The sequence below is a fragment of the Paenibacillus sp. FSL W8-1187 genome (assembly GCF_037965485.1).
GTDB classification, from domain to species: Bacteria; Bacillota; Bacilli; order Paenibacillales; family Paenibacillaceae; genus Paenibacillus_O; species Paenibacillus_O pasadenensis.
Genome location: NZ_CP150181.1, coordinates 2,193,987 through 2,212,571, shown reverse-complemented (window position 1 = coordinate 2,212,571; position 18,585 = coordinate 2,193,987). Strand labels below are relative to the sequence as shown.

Here is an 18,585-nt window from a genome sequence, read left to right as displayed (position 1 = left end):
CCTCTATCGGCTCGAATTCAATGGATTTGTTCCCGATATTCCTCCGGCGTGACGCCGACATGCTTTTTGAATATTTTGCTGAAATACGTGTAGTTCGGGTAGCCTACCATCTCGGCGACGGCGTATACCTTCAGCTTTCCGCTCCGCAAATAGATTTTCGCCTTCTCCAAGCGCACCTCGGTCAGGTAGGAGACGAAATTGACCCCTTTTTCCTGCTTGAAGATCCGGCTCAAATAGGAAGGGCTGACATTGATTTGGCTGGCTACGCTTTGAAGGGAGATCGCTTCCGCGAAATAGGTATGGATCAGGTCGACAGCCATCCCCGTATACGTGCTTTCCTCGACAACGCGGCCCTCCTGGTCGAAGCAGCAGGACACATAGTCCAGCAGTCCGTGATGGACGTCTTCCCAGCTGTCCCCTTTTAGAACGTTTTCATAAGGCGACAGCCCGTTGAAGGAGCTCAACGGTCTTTTGCCGGCCAGCGACAAATAGGCATTCATCTTCTCCAGCAGCAGGATGTAGAACAGCCGGATGCTGCTCTCGTCGAGCCGCTGCTGATCCAGCTTCGAGCGGAGGCCGGCAAAAAACCGACCGGCCTGCTCCTTGTCCGCGGAGCTCAGCATGGCGAAGAACAGCTGCTCTTCCTCCGAGCTGATTTTGGGGTTCGCTGCTTTGCGCGGCGGCTCCTCCGCCTTGTCGTCATAAAAGAAGGTCGCCGGTCCAGAGGCGAAAAAGCGAGCGCCGAGCGCTTGTTCCGCCTGCTTGTACGCCGATTTGACGGAGCTGAAGCCGCTCGCCGGCGCGCTCGCCCCGACCGACACGCTGAGGTTGGTGAAATCCTTCAGAGAAGCGATTATTTTCGCGCACAGCTTTTCGATGTCCGGACGTGCCGACGAGCTTCCCTCCAGCTTGTTGACGACGATCAAATATTCCGAGGAGCTCAGGACGACGATTTCTTTTTCCCATTTGGACGGGATGATTTCCTCTAGAATGTTCAAGATTGAAAATCGGAGCAGCTTTTCGTCTTTCTCGACGTATTTCCTTTTGATCGCTTCGAAATGATTCACTTTCAACGTCAGCGCGATCAGATCCGCCGGCTTGACGCGAATGTGCAGGTCCGCCGCCCGCGCATCGGCTTCGCTTTCGGTCATGAAGCCGCTGATGAGATCCTTGAAAAACTCGGCCTTCCTATGGCTGATGCTGCTGGAGCCGTCGTACGGATGGTCGGCGCTCGCCGGTTGTCCGGATTCAAGCTGAAGCTGCTCGCGGATGGAGGCGAGCAGCTCCATGAGCGCGGCAGAGGTAAGCTCGCTTTTGATCAAATAATCGGCCACATGCAGCTTGAGCGCTTCCTTGACGTATTGAAGCTCATCGAGATTGCTGAGCACGATGAACTGGCATTTCTTTCGCTGCTTCAATACTTCCCGGATGAATTGAAGACCGTCCATGACCGGCATTTTGATGTCGGTGATGATCAGATCCGGCGAGGCCGCCAAGGCGACCTCCAGCCCCTCCTTGCCGTTGGCGGCTTCGCCGACGATGCGAAAGCCGTGCTCTTCCCACTGGATCATGTTCCGGATGCCGATCCGCATCAGCAGCTCGTCATCGACGATCATCAGGTTGTACATAACAAGTCACCTCTGACGGGCTCCATGGCCGTAATCGACGAAAGCGGATCCGGAGCGAGCCACCGCTCCAGAAACGCCCGCACCGCCGCGTCGTACTGCACCGGCGCTTTTTGCCGCGCCGCGCCATGCTCTGCGCCCGGCACGACGAGCAGCTCCTTGGGCTGCGGGCAGGCCTCGTGCAGCTTGACGCCCATCCAGGTCGGAACGAACGTGTCGGCTCCCCCATGGATGAACAGCATCGGGACCTTGGCCTGCCGAACCTGCTTCAGCGCCGACGCCTCGCCGAACGAGTAGCCCGCCAGCAGCTTGGTCAGCGCGCTCGTCAGCGGCAGGAACGGGAACGGCGGCAGCTTGTACATGCGCTTCAGCTGGAACGTCAGCTCGTCCTTGACCGACGTGTACGGGCAGTCGGCGACGATTGCCTTCACCTGCGGCGGCAGCGCCTCGCCCGCCGTCATGCAGACGGTCGCTCCGCCCATCGAGATGCCGTGCAGCACGATCTCCGCGTCGCTGCCGGTGCGGGCGAGCGCCCAGTCGATCCATCCCAGGTAATCCTTGCGCTCCGGCCAGCCGAAACCGATGTAGCCGCCGCCGCTGCGGCCATGTCCGCGCGCGTCCGGCAGCAGCACGTTCCAGCCGAGCTGCTCGGCGTAAAAGCGGGCGAAGCCCGCCATCTGCTTGGCCTCGCCGGAATAGCCATGCGCGAGAATCGCCGTCCGCGCGCTTCCGCCCGGCGCCGGCAGCCAGTAAGCGCGCAGCTTCAGGCCGTCCGGCGAGAGCAGCTCGGCCTCCTCCGGCGCGCGCCCGCGCAGCCATGCCTGATGGTCGGCGGCGCTGCCTTCCCCGGCCTTCGGCTCCGGCAGCTGCGGCAGATCGGGGTCGCCCTCCAGATACGTCTTCGGCGAACGATGGATCGCCATGCGGTAGAAATAAATGCTGGCCGCGATCAGCAGCGCGGCGAGCGCGCCGGCAGCGGCGGCAATCCAGATGAAACCTTGCGTCATGTCCGGTTCAGTCCTCTTTCCTGAGTTTCTGGCTTGTCGTCGTTCTCGATGATCGCGCCGGACACGCTTCCGGCTACTATGTCCGTATTATACCAATCGGACGGCGCGGATGATACGAGCTGCGCAAAAAGGCCAGCCGCGCTCATGAGCGCGGCTGGCCGGGGTCGATCGGCTGCTTATTTGAATACTTTGACGCGCTCCTCGATCGGCGAGAACTGCTTTTCGCCGGCCGGAGCGACCGGCTTGCCGAACGGCATCTGGGCGATCAGCTTCCAGCTCTCCGGCACGTTGAACTCCTTTTGCACCTGCTCGTCGATGAGCGGGTTGTAGTGCTGCAGCGTCGCGCCGAGGCCTTCCGCCTCCAGCGCCGTCCAGATGACGAGCTGCAGCATGCCGTTGGAATGAGCGCTCCATTTCGGGAAGTTGTCCTGATAAGCGACGAACTGCTCCTGCAGGCTGCGCACGACATGCTCGTCCTCGAAGAACAGCACCGTGCCGTAGCCGGCCTTGAACGCGGCCATCTTCTCCTCGGTGGAGCTGAAGCCCTCGCCGCCGCCCGTCACGACGCGCAGCGTCTCGAGCGTGAAGTCCCAGAGCTTGTCCGATTGCTCGTCGAACAGGACGACGACGCGTGCGCTCTGCGAGTTGAACGCCGACGGCGTATGCTTGACGGCTTCCTCGATGATCGACTGCACCTTGTCGACCGGCACGACTTTCTCTTTGCTGATGGCGTACAGGGAACGGCGGTTTTTGATGGCGTCCAGGAATGCTTGCGAAGACATCGGAATCCCTCCATTGAGTTGAATTATCCACGAATTAAGTTACCTACTTTTCTATTGTAACTTAAAAGGGAAATCAAGGCAATCGTCAAGTTTCGCTCGCCCGCAAGTCCGATTCCGAGGCCGGTCCGGACGAGGTCGGCGACTGCACAAGTTTACCCCGAGCGGCCGATTTTGAACCGGCTCAGCTGCTCCGTCAAGCCCATTTCCGTCAAGATCCGCTCCTGATGGACGCCGAACAGGTCCAGATGCGGGTATTCGCTGCGGCGGTGGATGTAGCGCGGCTCGAAGCCATGGCTCCGGCACCACCGCTCCAGCTTGCCGAGGTCGCTGCAGCCGACCTTGGTGACGCTGGTCATGCCCGGGAAGCGCTCGTCCATCCAGAAATGCGTCAGCAGCGCGATGTCGCCGCGGGCGACCGCCTGCTTCCAGGCGAGCAGCTCTCCTCTGCCGATGCCGAAGGCCATCCGCCCGCTACAGCTCCCCGGTGTAGGCCACGATGGCCTTGACGCGGCCGACCTGTCCGTCCTGCAGCCGGACCTTGATGCCGTGCGGATGCGTCGGCGAGTTCGTGAGGATGTCCTTGACGATGCCGCGCGTCAGCTTGCCGGATCGCTGATCCTGCTTGAGCACGATGTCGACGGTCAGTCCCGCGCGGATGTCGATTCGTTTTTGAATGGCCATATGCCTTCTTCTCTCCCTTGTCCTTGCCTAGTCGGTTCCCCGCCTTCCGGTCGGGTCTCATGCGACAAAGAGTATCACAGACGTCCTCCGCTTGGCAAAATCCGTCCGTTCGGCTCTTTTGCCATGTGCATCCCGCCGCGGCGGCGTGTTATACTGAAGGAATAAGCAGACGCCGGTTCTTCTGCCGCGCTGCACTTATCCAGAAATGAGGAATCTCAACTTATGTCATCCCCTTTTAACGCCCTCGGCATCCGGGAGGAGCTTGTCGGCCTTCTTCACCAGGAGGGCATCCTGGATCCGACTCCGGTCCAGGAGACGGCCATTCCCGTGCTTCTCAAGGGCAAGGACGCCATCGTGCAGGCGCAGACGGGCACCGGCAAGACGCTGGCGTTCGCGCTTCCGATCCTGGAGGGCATCCATTCCAATAAAAGCTATACCCAAGCGCTCATCCTGACGCCGACGCGCGAGCTGGCGATCCAGATCAGCGGCGAGCTGGCCAAGCTCGCGCCCGCGCTCGGCGTATCCGTGCTTGCCGCCTATGGCGGCCAGGACGTCGAGTCGCAGATCCGCAAGCTGAAAAATCCGCCTCATGTCGTCATCGCGACGCCCGGCCGCCTGCTCGACCATCTGCGCCGCGAGACCGTGACGCTGAGCTCGATCCGCATGCTCGTGCTGGACGAGGCCGATCAGATGCTGCATATGGGCTTCCTGCAAGAGGTTCAGGCGATCATCGACCAATGCTCGCTCAAGCGCCAGACGATGCTGTTCTCGGCCACGATGCCGGGTCCGGTCAAGCAGCTCGCCGCCCGCTACATGGACGACCCGGAAGACATCCGCATCCGCAGCGCGGCCGTCACGCTCGACGCGATCGAGCAGCGGGTCGTCGACACGACGGACCGGAACAAGCAGCCGCTGCTGCTGGCTCTGCTCGACGCGGAGAACCCTTACCTGGCCGTCGTCTTCTGCCGCACCAAGCTGCGCGCCAAGAAGCTGACCGAAGCGCTGCAGGAAGCCGGCGTCCCGGCGGACGAGCTGCACGGCGATCTGACGCAGGCCAAGCGCGAGACGGTCATGAAGCGGTTCCGCAACGCCAAGCTGCAGGTGCTCGTCGCGACCGACGTCGCCGCGCGCGGCCTCGACGTCGAGGGCGTCACGCATGTGTTCAACTATGACGCTCCGTCCGACGGCGATACGTATATCCACCGCATCGGCCGCACCGGCCGCGCCGGCGAGTCCGGCATCGCGATCACGTTCGCGACGCCGCGCGACCGCACGAGCCTCGAGACGATCGAGCAGAAGATCCGCGCCAAGCTGAAGCATGTGCCCGGCTCCAAATACGGCGTCGGCCAAGGCGCGGCTGCAGCACAGGACGAGCCTGCGGAAGCCCGCCCGCGGCGGACGGGCGAGGCCTCGTCCCGCGGCGGCGCGCGTTCCGGCGGCTCCCGTCCTGCCGGCGCTGGCCGCAAAGGCGGCGCGGCCGGATTCGGCCGCGGCAGCTCCTCCCGCCCGGGCGGCTCCGCTCGCTCCGGCGGCTCCGACCGCCGCGACGAGGCTCGCGGCCCGGCGCGCAGCGCCTCCGCACGCGGCGGCGCTGCCGGCGCCAGGCCGGAAGCTCGCGTCGCGAGCTGGAGCGACGAGCCGCGCGGCGGCGCACGCAGCGGCGGCAGCGCCCGCGGCGCCTCCGCTGCCGCAGGACGCGGATCCTCCGCCCGCTCGGCTGGCGGCGCGCGCAGCGGCAAGCCCGCTCCCGGCGGCTCGCGCTCCGCTGGCTTCTCCCGCGCCTCCAAGCCCGCTTCCGGCGGCGGACGCTCCGCCTCGCCTCGTCCGGGCGCCAAGCCGGGCGGACGCAGCGGCAAGCCGTCTCCGGGAAGCCGCTCTGGCGGCGGTCAGGGACGACGCGGACGGTAACGGCCCTTCCTCTGTGCCAAGCCTATTTTCCGGATATCCGGGCGCTTGCCCCGGACCAATCAGGCGGGCGGGCATAGACTGGAGTACAAAGCAGCTCGAAGGCTGCCGCTTGGCCAGAGGAGGGAATCACATGTCCGTCGCAGGCTTTGGTGGAGGCTACACCAGCACAGCCACGATCCTCGTGCTGTTCATTCTGCTCGTTATCGTTTCCCAAGTTTTCCTGCTGTAGGCTCGCATAGACGCAAAGAACCCGCCTTTCTCCGGAAAGGCGGGTTCTTTGCGGTTAAGCTTGAGTTCGGTTCGGTGCGCTGCTCCGCGAGCCGCCGTGCCGGCGGGCGCATCAGGAGTGGACGCCGCTGCCTTCATGGCGGATGACAGGCGCTCCGGCGGCTGTCTCCAGGCGGACGCCTGCAGCGCGCATTTTGACGACGATCTTACGCAGACTTTCGATGGAGAGGTGGAACTTCTGCTCCAGATCAGCCAGCGACAATCCCTTCAGATAGCAGCGGTAGATGTCTTCGTTGCGGCGCTGGATGAGCTTGCGCGATCCGCTCAGCTCGCCCCATGCGGCGCGGCGCTCCTGCTGCTTCGGGATGTAGATCAATTCCCCGTTGATGTATTTCTGCAGCTCTTTCAGCAGGCTAGGGGGAAGCACGTCTTTTCCATTTTTGTAGTTCAAGGTTTCCTACCTCCTCGATTGCATGACCCTTTACGACCAGACGGCGGCTTTCGGCAACAATGCCTTTTGCGTTTGCAGCAACACGAACGATTTGATTGTTCATTTTGTGCTTCCTCCTTTCGAAATTTGCCCCTGCGATGGGGGGTGGCGATATCGCCATTCCAATTGTATTCGTTTGCGAACGACAGATTTCCTGCTGGACCGAAAAAAAAAACGAAGGGAGGCCATCGGCCTCCCTTCTGGCACGGGTCTCCGCCGTTAGGCGGAGACCACCTCGTATGCCTGATCCATTTCTATCAGCCTCCTTCCAGTAGAGGATGTGTCGGCCCGACATCTATATTAAGCCATACCTTGCCAGGCTTCGGCAAGAAACAACTTGGCTATAGCTGTTTTTTACCGCAGGTTCTCCCGATACGCCTTCAACGCGTCCGGCTGCAGCGAGGCGAGCTCCGCCTCGGTCAGCTCCCGGTACGTCCCGATCGGCAGCCGATCGTCGAGGACGAGCGGTCCCATCGAGACCCGCTTGAGATGGACGACCCGGCCCCCCGCGGCCTGGAACATGCGCTTCACCTGATGGAACTTGCCCTCGCGGATCGTCAGCCGGACGGACGACAGCGCGCCGCCGTCCGTCTCCTCTCCGGGATCGTCCGCGCCCGCTTCCTTGCAGCCGAGCGTCTCCAGCTCGGCCGGCATCGTCACATAGCCGTCGTCCAGCTCGATCCCGCTGCGAAACAGCTCCGCCTCGCGCTCTCCGACCGGCTCGGCCGACCGCACGAGCGCCTCGTACGTCTTGGGCACATGCTTGCGCGGGGCGAGCAGCTCATGAGCGAGCTGGCCGTCGTTCGTAAGCAGCAGCAGCCCGACCGTATCCTTGTCCAGACGGCCGACCGGGAACGGCTCCAGCACCCGATCCTCCGGCGCGAGCAGGTCGATCACCGTGCGCTCGCGCCCGTCCTCCGTCGCCGAGATGACGCCTGGCGGCTTGTGCAGCATCAGATAGATCTTGTCGCGGAACAGGACCGCCTGCCCGTCCAGCTCCACCTTCTCCTGCTCCGGATCGAGGACCCTGCCGCTGTCCTTCTCGGTCCGTCCGTCGACGGCGACCCGGCCGGCCTTGACGATCCGCTTGATCTCAGCCCGCGATCCATGCCCCATGCTCGACAGCAGCTTGTCCAGCCTGATTCTTCGGCTCATGGCGCTCCCTCCTTCTTCTCGTTTCCCGCCAAAAGAAAGCGGAGCCTCGTGCGGCTCCGCCAGCGATCTTTTTCTTGCAGGCCGCGCGATCGGCGCGGCTTATTCGAGCTCGTCGGCCTGCGGCGGGCTTTTGCGCGCCTTGTGCAGCGACGACTGGATCTCGCCCGACAGCTGCTTGAGGCCGAACGTGTCGCCCTGCTCCCACAGCTCGTTGAACTTGAGCTGGAACTGGACCGCCTCCCGCACCTTGCGGTAGAAATACAGGTCCTGGATGTCGCTCAGCACCTTGTTGACGATATTCGAGCCTTCCTCGAAGCCGATCTGCGCATCAAGAATCTCGCTGCGGATGCTCGACATCTCGTTGTCGAGGTTGAACGCCGCCTCCGCCGCCTTGCGCAGGCGCAGCTTCACGTCATCGGGCAGGCTCTCCTTGAACTTGTAATTGAGCGAGTGCTCGATCGTCGCCCAGAAATTCATCGCCAGCGTGCGGATCTGGATCTCCGCCAGCACCTTCTTGAATCCGAGCGCCGTCTGCACGGGATATTCCACGATCATATGATAGCTGCGGTAGCCGCTGTCCTTGTAGTTCGTCACGTAGTCCTTCTCGTAGACGAGCTTCAGATCCTGCCTCGAGCGGACGATCGCGGCGACCCGCGTGATGTCGTCGACGAACTGGCACATGATGCGGATGCCGGCGATGTCCTCGATGCCGGTCTCCAGCTGCTCCATCGGCACGTTCAGCCTGCGCGCCTTGTCGAGGATGCTGGAGATCTTCTTCACCCTGCCGGTGACGAATTCGATGGGAGCGTAGGACTCCCGGGCTTTCAATTCCGAACGGAGCGTTTTGAATTTGACCTTCATTTCCTCGACTGCCTGTTCATAAGGCTGCAAAAAAAGATTCCAATCCCGGCCGTCCATCCGTCCGCCTCCTGTCTGTCATTGATGATCGGCGCCGATAGCCTCCTTGATCGAGCGATAGCCGTCCCGGCGCAGCAGCGCGCCGAGTCCAGCCGCGATGTCCTTAACGATGCCAGGACCGCGATAGATCATGGAGGTGTAGATCTCCACGAGCGACGCTCCGGCCTTGATCTTGGCGTACGCATCCTCCGCCGTGAAGATGCCCCCCGAGCCGACGATCGGCAGCCTGCCGCCGGTCATCCGGTAGAGCTCGGAGACGACCTCCGTCGAGCGCTCCCGCAGCGGCTTGCCGCTGAGGCCGCCGGCCTCGCTCCGGCTCGCATGGCCGAGCCCGTCGCGGCTCAGCGTCGTATTGGTGGCGATGATGCCGCTGACGCCGCTCGCCGCGATCGTCTCCGCCGTCAGCGCGAGCTGGTCGCCGGTCATGTCCGGGGCGATCTTGACGAGCACCGGCTTCGGCCGCGAGCCGGATCGGGACGCCTGGGAGGCGATCTCCGACGTGACCGCCGCGAGCAGCGTGCGCAGCTCGTCGCCGTGCTGCAGCGCGCGCAGATCCGGCGTATTGGGCGAGCTGATGTTGACGACGAACAGGTCGGCATGCTCATGCAGCTTGCGGATGCAGGTTATGTAGTCTTCGTGGGCAAGCTCGTTCGGCGTCGTCTTGTTCTTGCCGATATTGACCCAGACGGGCACCGTGCGCCGCCCCAGCGCCGCGAGCCGTCCGGCCATCGCGTCCGCCCCGTCGTTGTTGAAGCCCATCCGGTTGATCAGCGCCTCGTCGGAGGGGAGCCGGAACAGCCTCGGCAGCTCGTTGCCCGGCTGGGCGAGCGGCGTCACCGTGCCTACCTCCATGAAGCCGAATCCGATGCTGGAAAATCCGGCGACGGACTTCGCGTTCTTGTCCAGTCCGGCGGCGAGGCCGACCGGATGGCGGAAGTCCAGGCCGAACAGCTCCATGCGCAGCTCGGGCTGATCAGGCACGCCGTACAAGCTCTCCAGCATCGCGGCCATGCCCGGCACGCGCGATGCTTGATGCAGCCCGTCGATGACCAGATGATGGGCTTTTTCCGGGTCCATGCGGAAGAACACCGGCTTCAGAAAAGATTGATACAGCAACCCCTTCACTCCCGTTCCTACAGAAAATGCTCTGCCCTTCAGTTTATCGCGTTCCGCCTCAAAAGGAAAGAGCGGCTGCGAAAGCGAGCGCTTGCAGCCGGCAACTTCCGCTATCTCGGACAGGGGCTATTGCCCGTCCGGCGCGCAAGCGATTACAATAGGAAGACAGACGGCGGTGCCGGCTGATCGGAAAGGGGATGAACACGATGAGCGCTGCAAAACGGAAGCCTCCGGCGATGAAGCAGGTTCAAAAGGAGCAGCCGAACCGCAAGGCGATCGCGGTCTTTTCGGCTGTATTCGGCGTCGTCGCGGTCGCGATGATCGTGCTGCTGATCGTATATTCCTAAGCGCTCGGACGACGGGCTTACAGCCAGTCGTACCGCTTGCCCGGATTCTCCTCGAGAGCCGCGGGTTCGACCCGGTAGCGGCTCTTTTTCGGCTGTCCGGATTCCGGCTGCAGCCGCTCCAAGCCGCCCTCCTGAATCGTGACCGGAGTGCCGATCGGCACCAGGTCGTACAGCTCCTCCACATCGTCCCGCCCGAGCCGCACGCAGCCGAGGGACTCGTCCTTGCCGATCGAGTCCGGCTCGTCGGTTCCGTGGATCGCATAGCGCGTGTCGGACAGCGTCATGCCGCGGCTGCCGAAGCTGCCGGTCGAGCTTCCATTCGGATTGCGGACCTTCTCGCTGATCTCGAAGCGGCCGAGCGGCGTCCGCTCGCCCCCAAGCCCGGCCGCATAGACGCGCACCGCGACAGGGCCGCTGAAGACGGCGAGCCGGCGGGCCTTCGTATCGACGACGATGCGGAAGCTTTCTGCCATCGCCGCAGCCAGACGCCCGCGGCCGGCCGAAGCTCCGCCCGTCGCCTGTCCGGCCGCCGCCCCGCCAGGCGCCCCTCCGGCCGCTCCGGCGGCAGCGGGCTCGGCCGGCTGCTTCGCTTCCTTCAGCCAGCCGTCGAACCGCTCCTCCATGCCGTCTGCGCGGCCGGCGAGGATATTGTCCGGGTAAGGACGCAGCAGGTCCTCCAGGCGGGCCGGCCATTTGCCGTATCGCCGCTCGAAGCTCCGGATGCCGCTCACGACGGACCAGCGCTGCTCCTGCAGCGCCTTCTCGGAGCGGACGGCTTCGTCGGCTTCCGCCGACAGTCCGCTCTCGCAGCCGCATTCTTCCCGGCCGGCCGGCTCCCGCACGAGGTAGTCCCCGCCAGACGCGCGGCTGGCCAGCGCCGCTCCCGCCGCTTCCGATCGCCAGCGATAATGCGAGCCCGCCTCCGGCAGCGTCGCCGCGACCGCCCGATCCTCTCCACCGGCTCGCGACAAGGCGTCGACGGCGGCAGCCGCGCCCTCCGGAAAGCTCCGTCCGTCGACCCATACGATACCGATGCCGCTCCCCTCCCCGTCGCGCTGCGCCGGCTTGGAGACGGCAGCCGGCTGTCCGCCGGGCTTGTCGACCGTCGCCGGCAGCGCCGTTCCCGGCGCCCAGGACGCCGCCGGAAGCAGCGCCAGGCCGGCCGCGATCAGGATGGCTGCGCGCAGCGCCGTTCTGGCGACGCCCCCGCGCCGCGGCTCGTTCCAGCGGTCCAGCCAGTCCTCGGCGGCCAAATTTTCGAACGGATGAGGCTCGTTCTCATACGCCTCGTAGATCGGACCCGATCGCAGATAGCAGTAATTGGCCTTTCCTTCCTTGCCCAGCGAGGCGTAGGTCTTGCCCAGCAAAAACCAAGCCATCCGGTTCGATGGATTGGAGGCCAGATAGCGCTTGAGCTCCTCCAGCCGCTGCCGCGCGGCGGTCTCCCCTTCCTGCGGCCCGCCTCCGCTTCCGCCTCGTTCCTTGTCGTCCACCCGCATCCGCTCCTTCCGTGCGCCCTTCAAGAGGTACTATCGGCAATTCGACGCGCCGTCTCCATGAGGCCGCGGTCCCGAACCGCGAAAAAGCCTGCCCGGGTATCCGGGCAGGCGGCATGAGAGCGATGATTTACAGGTTGAACGGTTCGTCGGCGATCTTGATGGAGTCGGTCGGACAGCCGTCGCACGCGTCCTGCAGATCGTCGAACAGATCGTCCGGAATGATCTTCGTTCCCGTGTTGCCGTCGCCTTCGTAGATCGTCTCGGCGAGACCCTCGTCATCGTAATCGTAAATATCAGGGGCCGTCGCGCCGCATGCTCCGCATGCGATGCAGGTGTCTTTATCGACCCATGTATATTTGCCCATGGTGTTCCCTCCTCCAATAAATGAAGCCTGTGGCCCTTATAATCGGATAAGAGTATTCTTACCCGTTATCAGCCTGTCTGTACACATCAATTTATAACAAAATCCTCATCGATTTGCAAGGAGGTGCCGCGCAGCTTGCGGTTGCGGATGAGCGCCGACGGATCCTCTCCGAGCATGCCCGCCGTCAGCACGGCGCTCTCTCCGAACTTGTCGCGCAGCGCGTCCATCGCCTTGGTCAGCGCCTCCCGCCGAGGCTCCTGCTCGTATTCGAACAGATCGAGCTGCACCGCCGCGCTGTCCTTGGGCTGCAGGCTCTGGAGCGTAATGCCGAGCAGCCGCACCGGCTCCGGCCGCGGCCAATGCTCGTCGAACAGGCGGCAGGCTTCGCGATGGATGCTCGCCGCGTCCTCGAGCGGCTTGTCCAGCGTGCGGGAGCGCGTATAGGTCGTCATGTCCGGCAGCCGCACCGTAATCTGCACGCAGCCGGCGACGAAGCCCTTGCGGCGCATGCGGCGCGCTGTCTGGTCGGCGAGATTGAGCAGGACGCGGTGGATCTCCGGCCGGGCGGAGACGTTGGCGGGCAGCGTCGTCGTATGGCCGACCGACTTGCTCGCTTCCTTCGTCTCGCGCACAGGCGAGCGGTCGATGCCGTTCGCGGCCTCCTTCATATGCGGCCCGTACACGCCGAACTGCGACAGCAGCAGCGTCTCGTCCGCCGCCGCGAGCTGGCCGATCGTGCGGATGTTCAGCTTGCGCAGCTTGTCGGCCGTCTTGCGCCCGATGCCGAAAAGCTGGTCGCACGGCTTGTCCCAGAGCAGCCGCGGCACGTCGCGGATGCGCAGCACCGTCAGGCCCGACGGCTTCTTCATGTCCGAGGCCATCTTGGCGAGCAGCTTGTTCGGGCCGATGCCGACCGAGCACGGCAGCGACCACTCGAGCCGGATGCGGCGCTGGATCGTCTCCGCGATCTCGAGCGGGGACCCGAACAGCGACGAGCCGGTGATGTCCAGGTAGCATTCGTCGATCGACACCGTCTCCATGATCGGCGTATAGGAGGCGGCGATCTGCCGGAAGCCTTGGGAATAGCGCCGGTACAGGTCGAAGTCAGGCCGGATCAGAATCAGCTCGGGATAGAGCTGCAGTCCCTGGCGGACGGTCATGCCGGTGCGTACGCCTTTGGCGCGAGCCGGATACGAGCAGGTGACGATGATGCCTTTGCGCAGCTCCACGCTGCCCGCTACCGCCGTCGGCTTGCCGGCGTATTTTTCCGGCTCCTCGGCCTCGTGGACCGAGCAGTAGAAGGCGTTCATGTCCAGATGCAGGACGACCCGTCCCTTCCGCGCCTCCCGGCCCTCTTCCCGCTTCTCCATGAGAGCGCCTCCTTTTCCGCAGCCTCGTCCTTGTACTAGAAGCATACCCCCGCCCCTCCCGAGGGTCAACCGCGAGGAAAAATTGCACTTTCTCTTCTATCCTGCGCAGCCGCGGTGTTATAATAAAGTAATCTTTCACCCAATACTTCTGCGCATGAATGCGGCAACACATCAAAGGGGGATTCGTTCGTCTATGAGCCAAGCCATCTCCATCTTCGACACGACCTTACGGGACGGCACCCAAGGCGAGGGCATCAGCCTCTCCGCCGACGACAAGCTCAAGATCGCCCTCAAGCTGGATGAGCTTGGGGTCCATTATATCGAAGGCGGCAACCCGGGCAGCAACAGCAAGGACATCGAGTTTTTCCAGCGCGTGCAGAAGCTAGGCCTGAACGCCAAGATCACCGCCTTCGGCAGCACGAGGCGCAAGCACAGCGTCGCCGAGCAGGACGCGAGCCTGCTGCGGATCGCGGAGTCCGGCGTGCAGGCGGCCACGCTCGTCGGCAAGTCCTGGGACTTCCACGTGCACACGGCGCTCGGCACGACGCTGGAGGAGAACCTGTCCATGATCTTCGACTCCATCGCCTTCCTCAAGCAGCGCGGCCTCGAGGCGATCTTTGACGCGGAGCATTTTTTCGACGGCTTCAAGCACAATCCCGACTATGCCCTCGCCGTCCTGCGGCGCGCGCGCGAGGCCGGCGCCGACTGGCTCGTCATGTGCGACACCAACGGCGGCACGATGCCCGGCGAGATCTCCGATATCGTGAGCCGCGTCCGCTCCGAGATCGACGCCCCGCTCGGCATCCATACGCATAACGACTGCGAGCTGGCCGTCGCCAACACGCTCGCGGCCGTCGCCGCCGGCGCGACCCAGGTGCAGGGCACGATCAACGGCTACGGCGAGCGCTGCGGCAACGCCAACCTGTGCTCGATCCTGCCGAGCCTCGAGCTCAAGCTCGGCTATTCGGCCATCGGCCGCGAGCGGCTGCGGCTGCTGACGCCTACGGCCCGCTACATCAGCGAGATCGCCAACGTCAGCATGCCGGTCGGCCAGCCGTACGTCGGCAACGCCGCCTTTGCCCACAAGGGCGGCATCCACGTCTCGGCCATCCTCAAGGATTCCAAGACGTACGAGCATATCGAGCCGGATCTCGTCGGCAACAAGCAGCGGATCCTCGTCTCCGAGCTTGCCGGCCAGAGCAACGTCATCTCCAAGGCGCAGGAGATGGGCCTCGACGTGACGAGCAACAACGACAATACGCGCGCGATCATGGAGCGGATCAAGGACCTCGAGCATCAGGGCTACCAGTTCGAGGCGGCCGACGCCAGCCTCGAGCTGCTGCTGCGCGACGCCTTCGGCGGCCTGGACGAGGTGTTCGCCGTCGAGTCGTTCAAGATCCTCCTCGAAAAGACCTCGCACGGCATGGTCACCGAAGCGATCGTCAAGCTGCGGGTCGGCCAGGAGTCCGTCTATACCGCCGCCGAGGGCAACGGCCCCGTCAACGCGCTCGACAACGCCTTGCGCAAGGCGCTGCTGCCGTTCTATCCGCGCATCAACGACATCCATCTCGCCGACTACAAGGTGCGCGTGCTCGACGAGAAGGACGCGACGGCGGCCAAGGTGCGCGTGCTCATCGAGTCCAGCGACCTGTCCAGTAGCTGGAATACGGTCGGCGTATCCGGCAACGTCATCGAGGCGAGCTGGGAGGCTCTGCTCGACAGCATCCGCTATGCCTTGCTCGGCATGGCGCGCCTGGAGAGCGGCTCCGGCGACGATGTGCTGCGCATGCGGACCGGCGTCGTCAATCATTGATTCGATATGCCAAAAGGCAGCTCCCAACGAGGGGAGCTGCCTTTTTTGTGCCCGGGCTTGTGAGCCCCGGAGGGCCATACGATCGCATCGCCGCGCCGCCGAGCGGGAGCGTCTCGCCTCGCCACGGTCCGATCCGGCTGTCCGATTCGGCTGTCCGTTCCGGCTGTCCCCATTCGGCTGTCCGATTCGGCTGTCCGTCCCGGCTGTCCAATCCGGCTGCCCAATCCGGCTGTCCCATTCGGCAGTCCGATTCACCCGTCCGTCCCGGCTGCCCGTCCGGCTTCAGGCGCCGGGCTGCCGCGGCTGCGCGAGCAGATCGTCCAGCTTCTGCTCCCACTGCTTTTTCGTGATGACGCCGGTAATGCGCTCCCTCACCTTGCCGTCCGTTCCGATCAGCAGCGAGGTCGGGAAGTTGCTGACCTTGTACGCCTTCGTAGCCACACCGTCCCGGTCCATCGGAATCGGGAACGTCAGCTTCTTCTCGTCGACGAAGGCGCGCGCGTCGCGCTCGCGGTCGTAGTCCGTCGAGTTGACTCCGTAAAAATCGATCCGGTCGCCGTACTTCTCGAACAGCTCCTGTAAATCCGGCGCTTCGGCGTCGCATGGGCCGCACCAGGAGGCCCAGAAATTGACCAACACCGGCTTCTCGCGAGCGCCTCCGACCGCATAGGTCTTATCGTCCAGCCCGGGGAGAGAGAACGCGGGCGCATCGTAGCCTTCCTTGGGCTTGGCGTCTTGGCCGCCCGAGAACAATCCTGCGCCGAGCGGCATGTCCGCCCGGTCCATCCAGATCCAACCGCCGGCCAGCACCGCGGCCAGCAGAAACAGCACGGTCATTCCCTTTTTCATGCTCTACCTTCCTTCGCTACTGCCGTCTTCCTGTCATCGACATGGTATCATGAATGAGGAGGCCGACTCAAGGCCGTCCCTTCCATGATCCCCCAAAGGAGCGCCCGCTATGAAAAATGCCGATTACCTGCTCTCCGCCTCGGCGTTCGGCCAGCTCGTCGCCCGCTGCCGCCAGGCAGCGCCGCAGGAGGCATGCGGCCTAGCCGCAGCTTCGGCCGACGACCCTTGCGGCATCGTCACCTGCATCTTGCCGCTCCGCAACTGCCATCCCGATCCGCTGCGCCACTACCGGCTCGATCCCGCCGAATGGATCGAAGCGCATTACCGCCTCGTCCGCTCCGGCCTCCGCCTGATCGCCGTTTATCACTCCCATCCTCGAGGACCTGCCGCCCCGTCGGAAGAAGACCGCCGCGCGGCGCTTTGGACCGGCTCCCCGCGCGCCGAAGAGCCCTTCGGACTCGCCGAAGGGCCTGGCATGTGGATCGTATCGCTGGAAAACGCCGCCGAACCGGAAATCGCCGCTTATGCCTCCGGACCGGAAGGCCTCCGGCGCTCAGTGCTGGCTCAAATAAGCGTATAGGTCGCCGAGCGTATGGATGTTGCGCGAGCGGATCCTCCCGAGGTACGTCCGCCATAGCCGCGACTGCATGAAGCAGTCCTCCAGCGCGTGGTGGCGGCGCGTGATCGGGATGCGCTCCTCGGCCAGCAGCTCGTCGAGGCCGTATGATTCCCGTCCAGGCTGCAGCCACTTGGCGACCATCATCGTGTCGAGCACGCGATGGGTCAGATTGCATTTGTACGTCCTCCACAAGGCGGCGTTCAGGAACTGCTTGTCATGCCCGCTCCCATGCGCGATGAGCAGGCGCTTCCCGCAGAAGTCCATGAAATCATGCAGCACGTCGGCCAGTTCCGGCGCGTCCTCGCCCATTGCGCTCGTAATGCCGGTCAGCTCCGTGATATGGAGGGGAACTTTGCGCTTCGGGTTGACGAGGCTGTAGAACGTCTTGCCCTCGACCGGCTCCCCTCCCTTGAGCAGCACCGCGCCGAAGCTGATGATCTCGTCTCCGTTGTACGGATAGAAGCCCGTCGTCTCCAAGTCGAATACGACGGTCTCCAGATCGTCGAATGGCGTATCGAGCAGAGACTGCTTGCGCAGGTCGCGGTTGACCGAGCGCATAAAGGCCATCTGCTGCGCGTTCTGCGCTCCCAGCATGGACGCGAGGGCCGGCGTGACGCCTCCCATCTTGTACAGCTGCCACATTCGGCTGACGCCTTTGCTTTCCTTCATGTTGACTCCTTTCCATCCGTCAGAGCCTGTTCATCGTATGCCGGTACACCCGCCGCTGCAGCTTCTTGCCGACCTTGAGGCCGCTTTTCAGCTCCTCCGCCATCTCCTTCGTCAGCTTGCGCGAGCTCAGCTTGCCGTTGGTCGTGAACCGGCCGTTCTCGATGCGCTCGGTCGTCATCATCCGCAGCCGCAGGAACAGGCGGAACGTCTGAATCCACTCCGCCGCCTCAGAGCGCTGCACGAGCCCCTGCTCCTCGAGCGCGCGGATTCTCTCCAGCGTGCCCGTCTCGCGCAGGTTGGCCTCGATCGCCAGCAGGCGGATGGCATTGACCATCGGGATGTAGGCGCCGTATTTGATGTCGAGGCTGCCCGCGTCTTCGCCGTACGGCTCCCGCAGGAGCTGGCCGAACACATTGAGCAGCACCTTGTGCTTCATCGTATTTTCCAACATTCGCTTCACGATGACGGGCTGTTGGATGACGTCTCGATAAAAGTAGGCCATGAGCTCCTCGTGGAGCTCCGGAGCGCCGAACACGCAGCGGCTGTCCGCCACGATCAGCAAATAGCGCACCGGCTCCCACGCCGGCTCGTCGAACCAGCGCCCGAGCCGCTCCTGCCAGCTCGAAAGCGGGCGGCACCACTCCGAATTGCTGCTCAGCACATTGCCCTCGCAGAGCGGATAGCCCGCCCCGAGCAGCAGCTGGACGACCTGGTCCGACAGGGCGGCAAAATAGCGGCGGCTTTCTTCTCGGCCTTCGCCATCCGGCGAATCGCCATAAACGATGCCGCTGTCCTGATCGCTGAGCAATGTCTGTTCCCTGCGCCCGCCGCTCCCGAACAACAAATAGGCAAAAGGCGCGGGGGGAGTTCCCATCCCGAGCCGCGCCAATTCGCTTTGAGCGAGCTGAATGGCGCGACGAATCATAGCGTCGTGCGCGTCATTCAGCTCGGCATAGAATTGTTCTGTCTGTTGCTGAGGCAGCCGGGCGACCATCCGGTCGTGGACAAGCTCGCGAAGGCGATGCAGGCTGGCGGAATCTTCCGCGCGGGCGATTCCGTGAAGCAGCTGATGCCAACCCGGGTCTGTCATGCGGCGTCTCTCCCCTCTGGCCTGATCCAAGCTCTGGATGAAGTGTAGCAGATTT

22 protein-coding genes are annotated in these 18,585 nt (G+C 63.8%); 6 read left to right on the top strand and 16 right to left on the bottom strand.

Annotated features, from left to right (window positions below; all coding sequences use genetic code 11):
• Positions 1–17: 17 nt before the first annotated feature.
• From NYE40_RS09480 to NYE40_RS09460, 5 genes are all read right to left on the bottom strand, one after another.
• Positions 18–1,628: a helix-turn-helix domain-containing protein gene (locus NYE40_RS09480; RefSeq protein ID WP_028599528.1), complete on the bottom strand. Its 1,611-nt coding sequence runs from the start codon at positions 1,626–1,628 to the stop codon at positions 18–20.
• Entirely contained in the window at positions 1,616–2,632 is a 1,017-nt protein-coding gene (locus NYE40_RS09475; RefSeq protein WP_052333384.1) for an alpha/beta hydrolase, read from the bottom strand. Before NYE40_RS09475 ends, NYE40_RS09480 begins: the two co-directional genes overlap by 13 nt.
• A 176-nt stretch (positions 2,633–2,808) precedes the next feature.
• Complete coding sequence (locus NYE40_RS09470; RefSeq protein ID WP_028599527.1) at positions 2,809–3,414, bottom strand: nitroreductase family protein; 606 nt, start codon at positions 3,412–3,414, stop codon at positions 2,809–2,811.
• 152 nt (positions 3,415–3,566) lie between these two features.
• Positions 3,567–3,878, bottom strand: a complete 312-nt coding sequence (locus NYE40_RS09465; protein WP_028599526.1) for a hypothetical protein — start codon at positions 3,876–3,878, stop codon at positions 3,567–3,569.
• Between the two features lie 7 nt (positions 3,879–3,885).
• The gene (locus NYE40_RS09460; RefSeq protein ID WP_028599525.1) at positions 3,886–4,095 is read right to left on the bottom strand and encodes a YwbE family protein; all 210 of its coding nucleotides are present in this window, start codon (positions 4,093–4,095) and stop codon (positions 3,886–3,888) included.
• Between the two features lie 222 nt (positions 4,096–4,317).
• Here NYE40_RS09460 and NYE40_RS09455 point away from each other — a divergent pair, with 222 nt between their 5' ends.
• Together NYE40_RS09455 and NYE40_RS09450 are read left to right on the top strand one after the other, a co-directional pair.
• Positions 4,318–6,003 carry a DEAD/DEAH box helicase gene (locus tag NYE40_RS09455; protein WP_339279829.1) on the top strand — a complete coding sequence of 562 codons (1,686 nt, stop codon included), beginning with the start codon at positions 4,318–4,320 and terminating at the stop codon, positions 6,001–6,003.
• Positions 6,004–6,133: 130 nt separating this feature from the next.
• Positions 6,134–6,232, top strand: a complete 99-nt coding sequence (locus tag NYE40_RS09450; protein WP_127464540.1) for a YjcZ family sporulation protein — start codon at positions 6,134–6,136, stop codon at positions 6,230–6,232.
• A 111-nt stretch (positions 6,233–6,343) separates the two neighbouring features.
• Here NYE40_RS09450 and NYE40_RS09445 read toward each other — a convergent pair whose 3' ends face one another.
• From NYE40_RS09445 to NYE40_RS09425, 5 genes are all read right to left on the bottom strand, one after another.
• A complete protein-coding gene (locus NYE40_RS09445; protein WP_101808937.1) occupies positions 6,344–6,682 on the bottom strand; it encodes a CD3324 family protein in 339 nt (112 codons plus the stop codon).
• Positions 6,645–6,785, bottom strand: coding sequence for a hypothetical protein (locus NYE40_RS09440; protein WP_153783323.1), 141 nt, complete (start codon positions 6,783–6,785; stop codon positions 6,645–6,647). Before NYE40_RS09440 ends, NYE40_RS09445 begins: the two co-directional genes overlap by 38 nt.
• A gap of 290 nt (positions 6,786–7,075) precedes the next feature.
• Entirely contained in the window at positions 7,076–7,876 is an 801-nt protein-coding gene (locus NYE40_RS09435) for a pseudouridine synthase (RefSeq protein ID WP_028599523.1), read from the bottom strand.
• Between the two features lie 99 nt (positions 7,877–7,975).
• Complete coding sequence (locus tag NYE40_RS09430) at positions 7,976–8,794, bottom strand: GTP pyrophosphokinase family protein (protein ID WP_028599522.1); 819 nt, start codon at positions 8,792–8,794, stop codon at positions 7,976–7,978.
• A gap of 18 nt (positions 8,795–8,812) precedes the next feature.
• Positions 8,813–9,910, bottom strand: coding sequence for a quinone-dependent dihydroorotate dehydrogenase (locus NYE40_RS09425; RefSeq protein WP_028599521.1), 1,098 nt, complete (start codon positions 9,908–9,910; stop codon positions 8,813–8,815).
• Between the two features lie 206 nt (positions 9,911–10,116).
• Here NYE40_RS09425 and NYE40_RS09420 point away from each other — a divergent pair, with 206 nt between their 5' ends.
• Entirely contained in the window at positions 10,117–10,257 is a 141-nt protein-coding gene (locus tag NYE40_RS09420; protein ID WP_153783321.1) for a hypothetical protein, read from the top strand.
• 17 nt (positions 10,258–10,274) lie between these two features.
• On the opposite strand, the gene NYE40_RS09415 is transcribed toward NYE40_RS09420, so the two are convergent.
• From NYE40_RS09415 to NYE40_RS09405, 3 genes are all read right to left on the bottom strand, one after another.
• Positions 10,275–11,750 (bottom strand): L,D-transpeptidase, encoded by a 1,476-nt coding sequence (locus NYE40_RS09415; RefSeq protein WP_180968487.1) that lies wholly within the window; start codon positions 11,748–11,750, stop codon positions 10,275–10,277.
• Between the two features lie 133 nt (positions 11,751–11,883).
• Positions 11,884–12,120, bottom strand: a complete 237-nt coding sequence (locus NYE40_RS09410; RefSeq protein ID WP_028599520.1) for a ferredoxin — start codon at positions 12,118–12,120, stop codon at positions 11,884–11,886.
• Positions 12,121–12,206: 86 nt separating this feature from the next.
• Positions 12,207–13,490 carry a DNA polymerase IV gene (locus tag NYE40_RS09405; RefSeq protein ID WP_339279828.1) on the bottom strand — a complete coding sequence of 428 codons (1,284 nt, stop codon included), beginning with the start codon at positions 13,488–13,490 and terminating at the stop codon, positions 12,207–12,209.
• 193 nt (positions 13,491–13,683) lie between these two features.
• Between NYE40_RS09405 and cimA the strand changes: the two genes are divergently transcribed.
• On the top strand, positions 13,684–15,303 hold the full coding sequence (cimA, locus tag NYE40_RS09400) for a citramalate synthase (RefSeq protein WP_339279827.1): 1,620 nt from the start codon (positions 13,684–13,686) through the stop codon (positions 15,301–15,303).
• A gap of 282 nt (positions 15,304–15,585) precedes the next feature.
• Here cimA and NYE40_RS09395 read toward each other — a convergent pair whose 3' ends face one another.
• The gene (locus tag NYE40_RS09395; RefSeq protein WP_339279826.1) at positions 15,586–16,152 is read right to left on the bottom strand and encodes a TlpA disulfide reductase family protein; all 567 of its coding nucleotides are present in this window, start codon (positions 16,150–16,152) and stop codon (positions 15,586–15,588) included.
• A gap of 109 nt (positions 16,153–16,261) precedes the next feature.
• On the opposite strand from NYE40_RS09395, the gene NYE40_RS09390 reads away from it, so the two are divergent.
• Entirely contained in the window at positions 16,262–16,732 is a 471-nt protein-coding gene (locus NYE40_RS09390) for a M67 family metallopeptidase (RefSeq protein ID WP_043111526.1), read from the top strand.
• On the opposite strand, the gene NYE40_RS09385 is transcribed toward NYE40_RS09390, so the two are convergent.
• Positions 16,706–17,440, bottom strand: coding sequence for an exonuclease domain-containing protein (locus NYE40_RS09385; protein ID WP_028599516.1), 735 nt, complete (start codon positions 17,438–17,440; stop codon positions 16,706–16,708). The genes NYE40_RS09390 and NYE40_RS09385 overlap by 27 nt on opposite strands.
• A 19-nt stretch (positions 17,441–17,459) precedes the next feature.
• Positions 17,460–18,365 (bottom strand): DUF294 nucleotidyltransferase-like domain-containing protein, encoded by a 906-nt coding sequence (locus tag NYE40_RS09380; protein WP_240479039.1) that lies wholly within the window; start codon positions 18,363–18,365, stop codon positions 17,460–17,462.
• Between NYE40_RS09380 and NYE40_RS09375 the strand changes: the two genes are divergently transcribed.
• Complete coding sequence (locus tag NYE40_RS09375; protein ID WP_244912836.1) at positions 18,336–18,578, top strand: hypothetical protein; 243 nt, start codon at positions 18,336–18,338, stop codon at positions 18,576–18,578. The genes NYE40_RS09380 and NYE40_RS09375 overlap by 30 nt on opposite strands.
• Positions 18,579–18,585: the final 7 nt, after the last annotated feature.

Bases quoted from the DNA above. Each gene is read 5' to 3' on its own strand.
- NYE40_RS09430 (WP_028599522.1), bottom strand. From the start codon at position 8,794: ATGGACGGCCGGGATTGGAATCTTTTTTTGCAGCCTTATGAACAGGCA.
- NYE40_RS09380 (WP_240479039.1), bottom strand. From the start codon at position 18,365: ATGATTCGTCGCGCCATTCAGCTCGCTCAAAGCGAATTGGCGCGGCTC.
- NYE40_RS09405 (WP_339279828.1), bottom strand. From the start codon at position 13,490: ATGGAGAAGCGGGAAGAGGGCCGGGAGGCGCGGAAGGGACGGGTCGTC.
- NYE40_RS09475 (WP_052333384.1), bottom strand. From the start codon at position 2,632: ATGACGCAAGGTTTCATCTGGATTGCCGCCGCTGCCGGCGCGCTCGCC.
- NYE40_RS09480 (WP_028599528.1), bottom strand. From the start codon at position 1,628: ATGTACAACCTGATGATCGTCGATGACGAGCTGCTGATGCGGATCGGC.
- NYE40_RS09435 (WP_028599523.1), bottom strand. From the start codon at position 7,876: ATGAGCCGAAGAATCAGGCTGGACAAGCTGCTGTCGAGCATGGGGCAT.
- NYE40_RS09410 (WP_028599520.1), bottom strand. From the start codon at position 12,120: ATGGGCAAATATACATGGGTCGATAAAGACACCTGCATCGCATGCGGA.
- NYE40_RS09390 (WP_043111526.1), top strand. From the start codon at position 16,262: ATGAAAAATGCCGATTACCTGCTCTCCGCCTCGGCGTTCGGCCAGCTC.
- NYE40_RS09460 (WP_028599525.1), bottom strand. From the start codon at position 4,095: ATGGCCATTCAAAAACGAATCGACATCCGCGCGGGACTGACCGTCGAC.
- NYE40_RS09395 (WP_339279826.1), bottom strand. From the start codon at position 16,152: ATGAAAAAGGGAATGACCGTGCTGTTTCTGCTGGCCGCGGTGCTGGCC.
- NYE40_RS09420 (WP_153783321.1), top strand. From the start codon at position 10,117: ATGAGCGCTGCAAAACGGAAGCCTCCGGCGATGAAGCAGGTTCAAAAG.
- cimA (WP_339279827.1), top strand. From the start codon at position 13,684: ATGAGCCAAGCCATCTCCATCTTCGACACGACCTTACGGGACGGCACC.
- NYE40_RS09440 (WP_153783323.1), bottom strand. From the start codon at position 6,785: ATGAACAATCAAATCGTTCGTGTTGCTGCAAACGCAAAAGGCATTGTT.
- NYE40_RS09470 (WP_028599527.1), bottom strand. From the start codon at position 3,414: ATGTCTTCGCAAGCATTCCTGGACGCCATCAAAAACCGCCGTTCCCTG.
- NYE40_RS09385 (WP_028599516.1), bottom strand. From the start codon at position 17,440: ATGAAGGAAAGCAAAGGCGTCAGCCGAATGTGGCAGCTGTACAAGATG.
- NYE40_RS09455 (WP_339279829.1), top strand. From the start codon at position 4,318: ATGTCATCCCCTTTTAACGCCCTCGGCATCCGGGAGGAGCTTGTCGGC.
- NYE40_RS09465 (WP_028599526.1), bottom strand. From the start codon at position 3,878: ATGGCCTTCGGCATCGGCAGAGGAGAGCTGCTCGCCTGGAAGCAGGCG.
- NYE40_RS09450 (WP_127464540.1), top strand. From the start codon at position 6,134: ATGTCCGTCGCAGGCTTTGGTGGAGGCTACACCAGCACAGCCACGATC.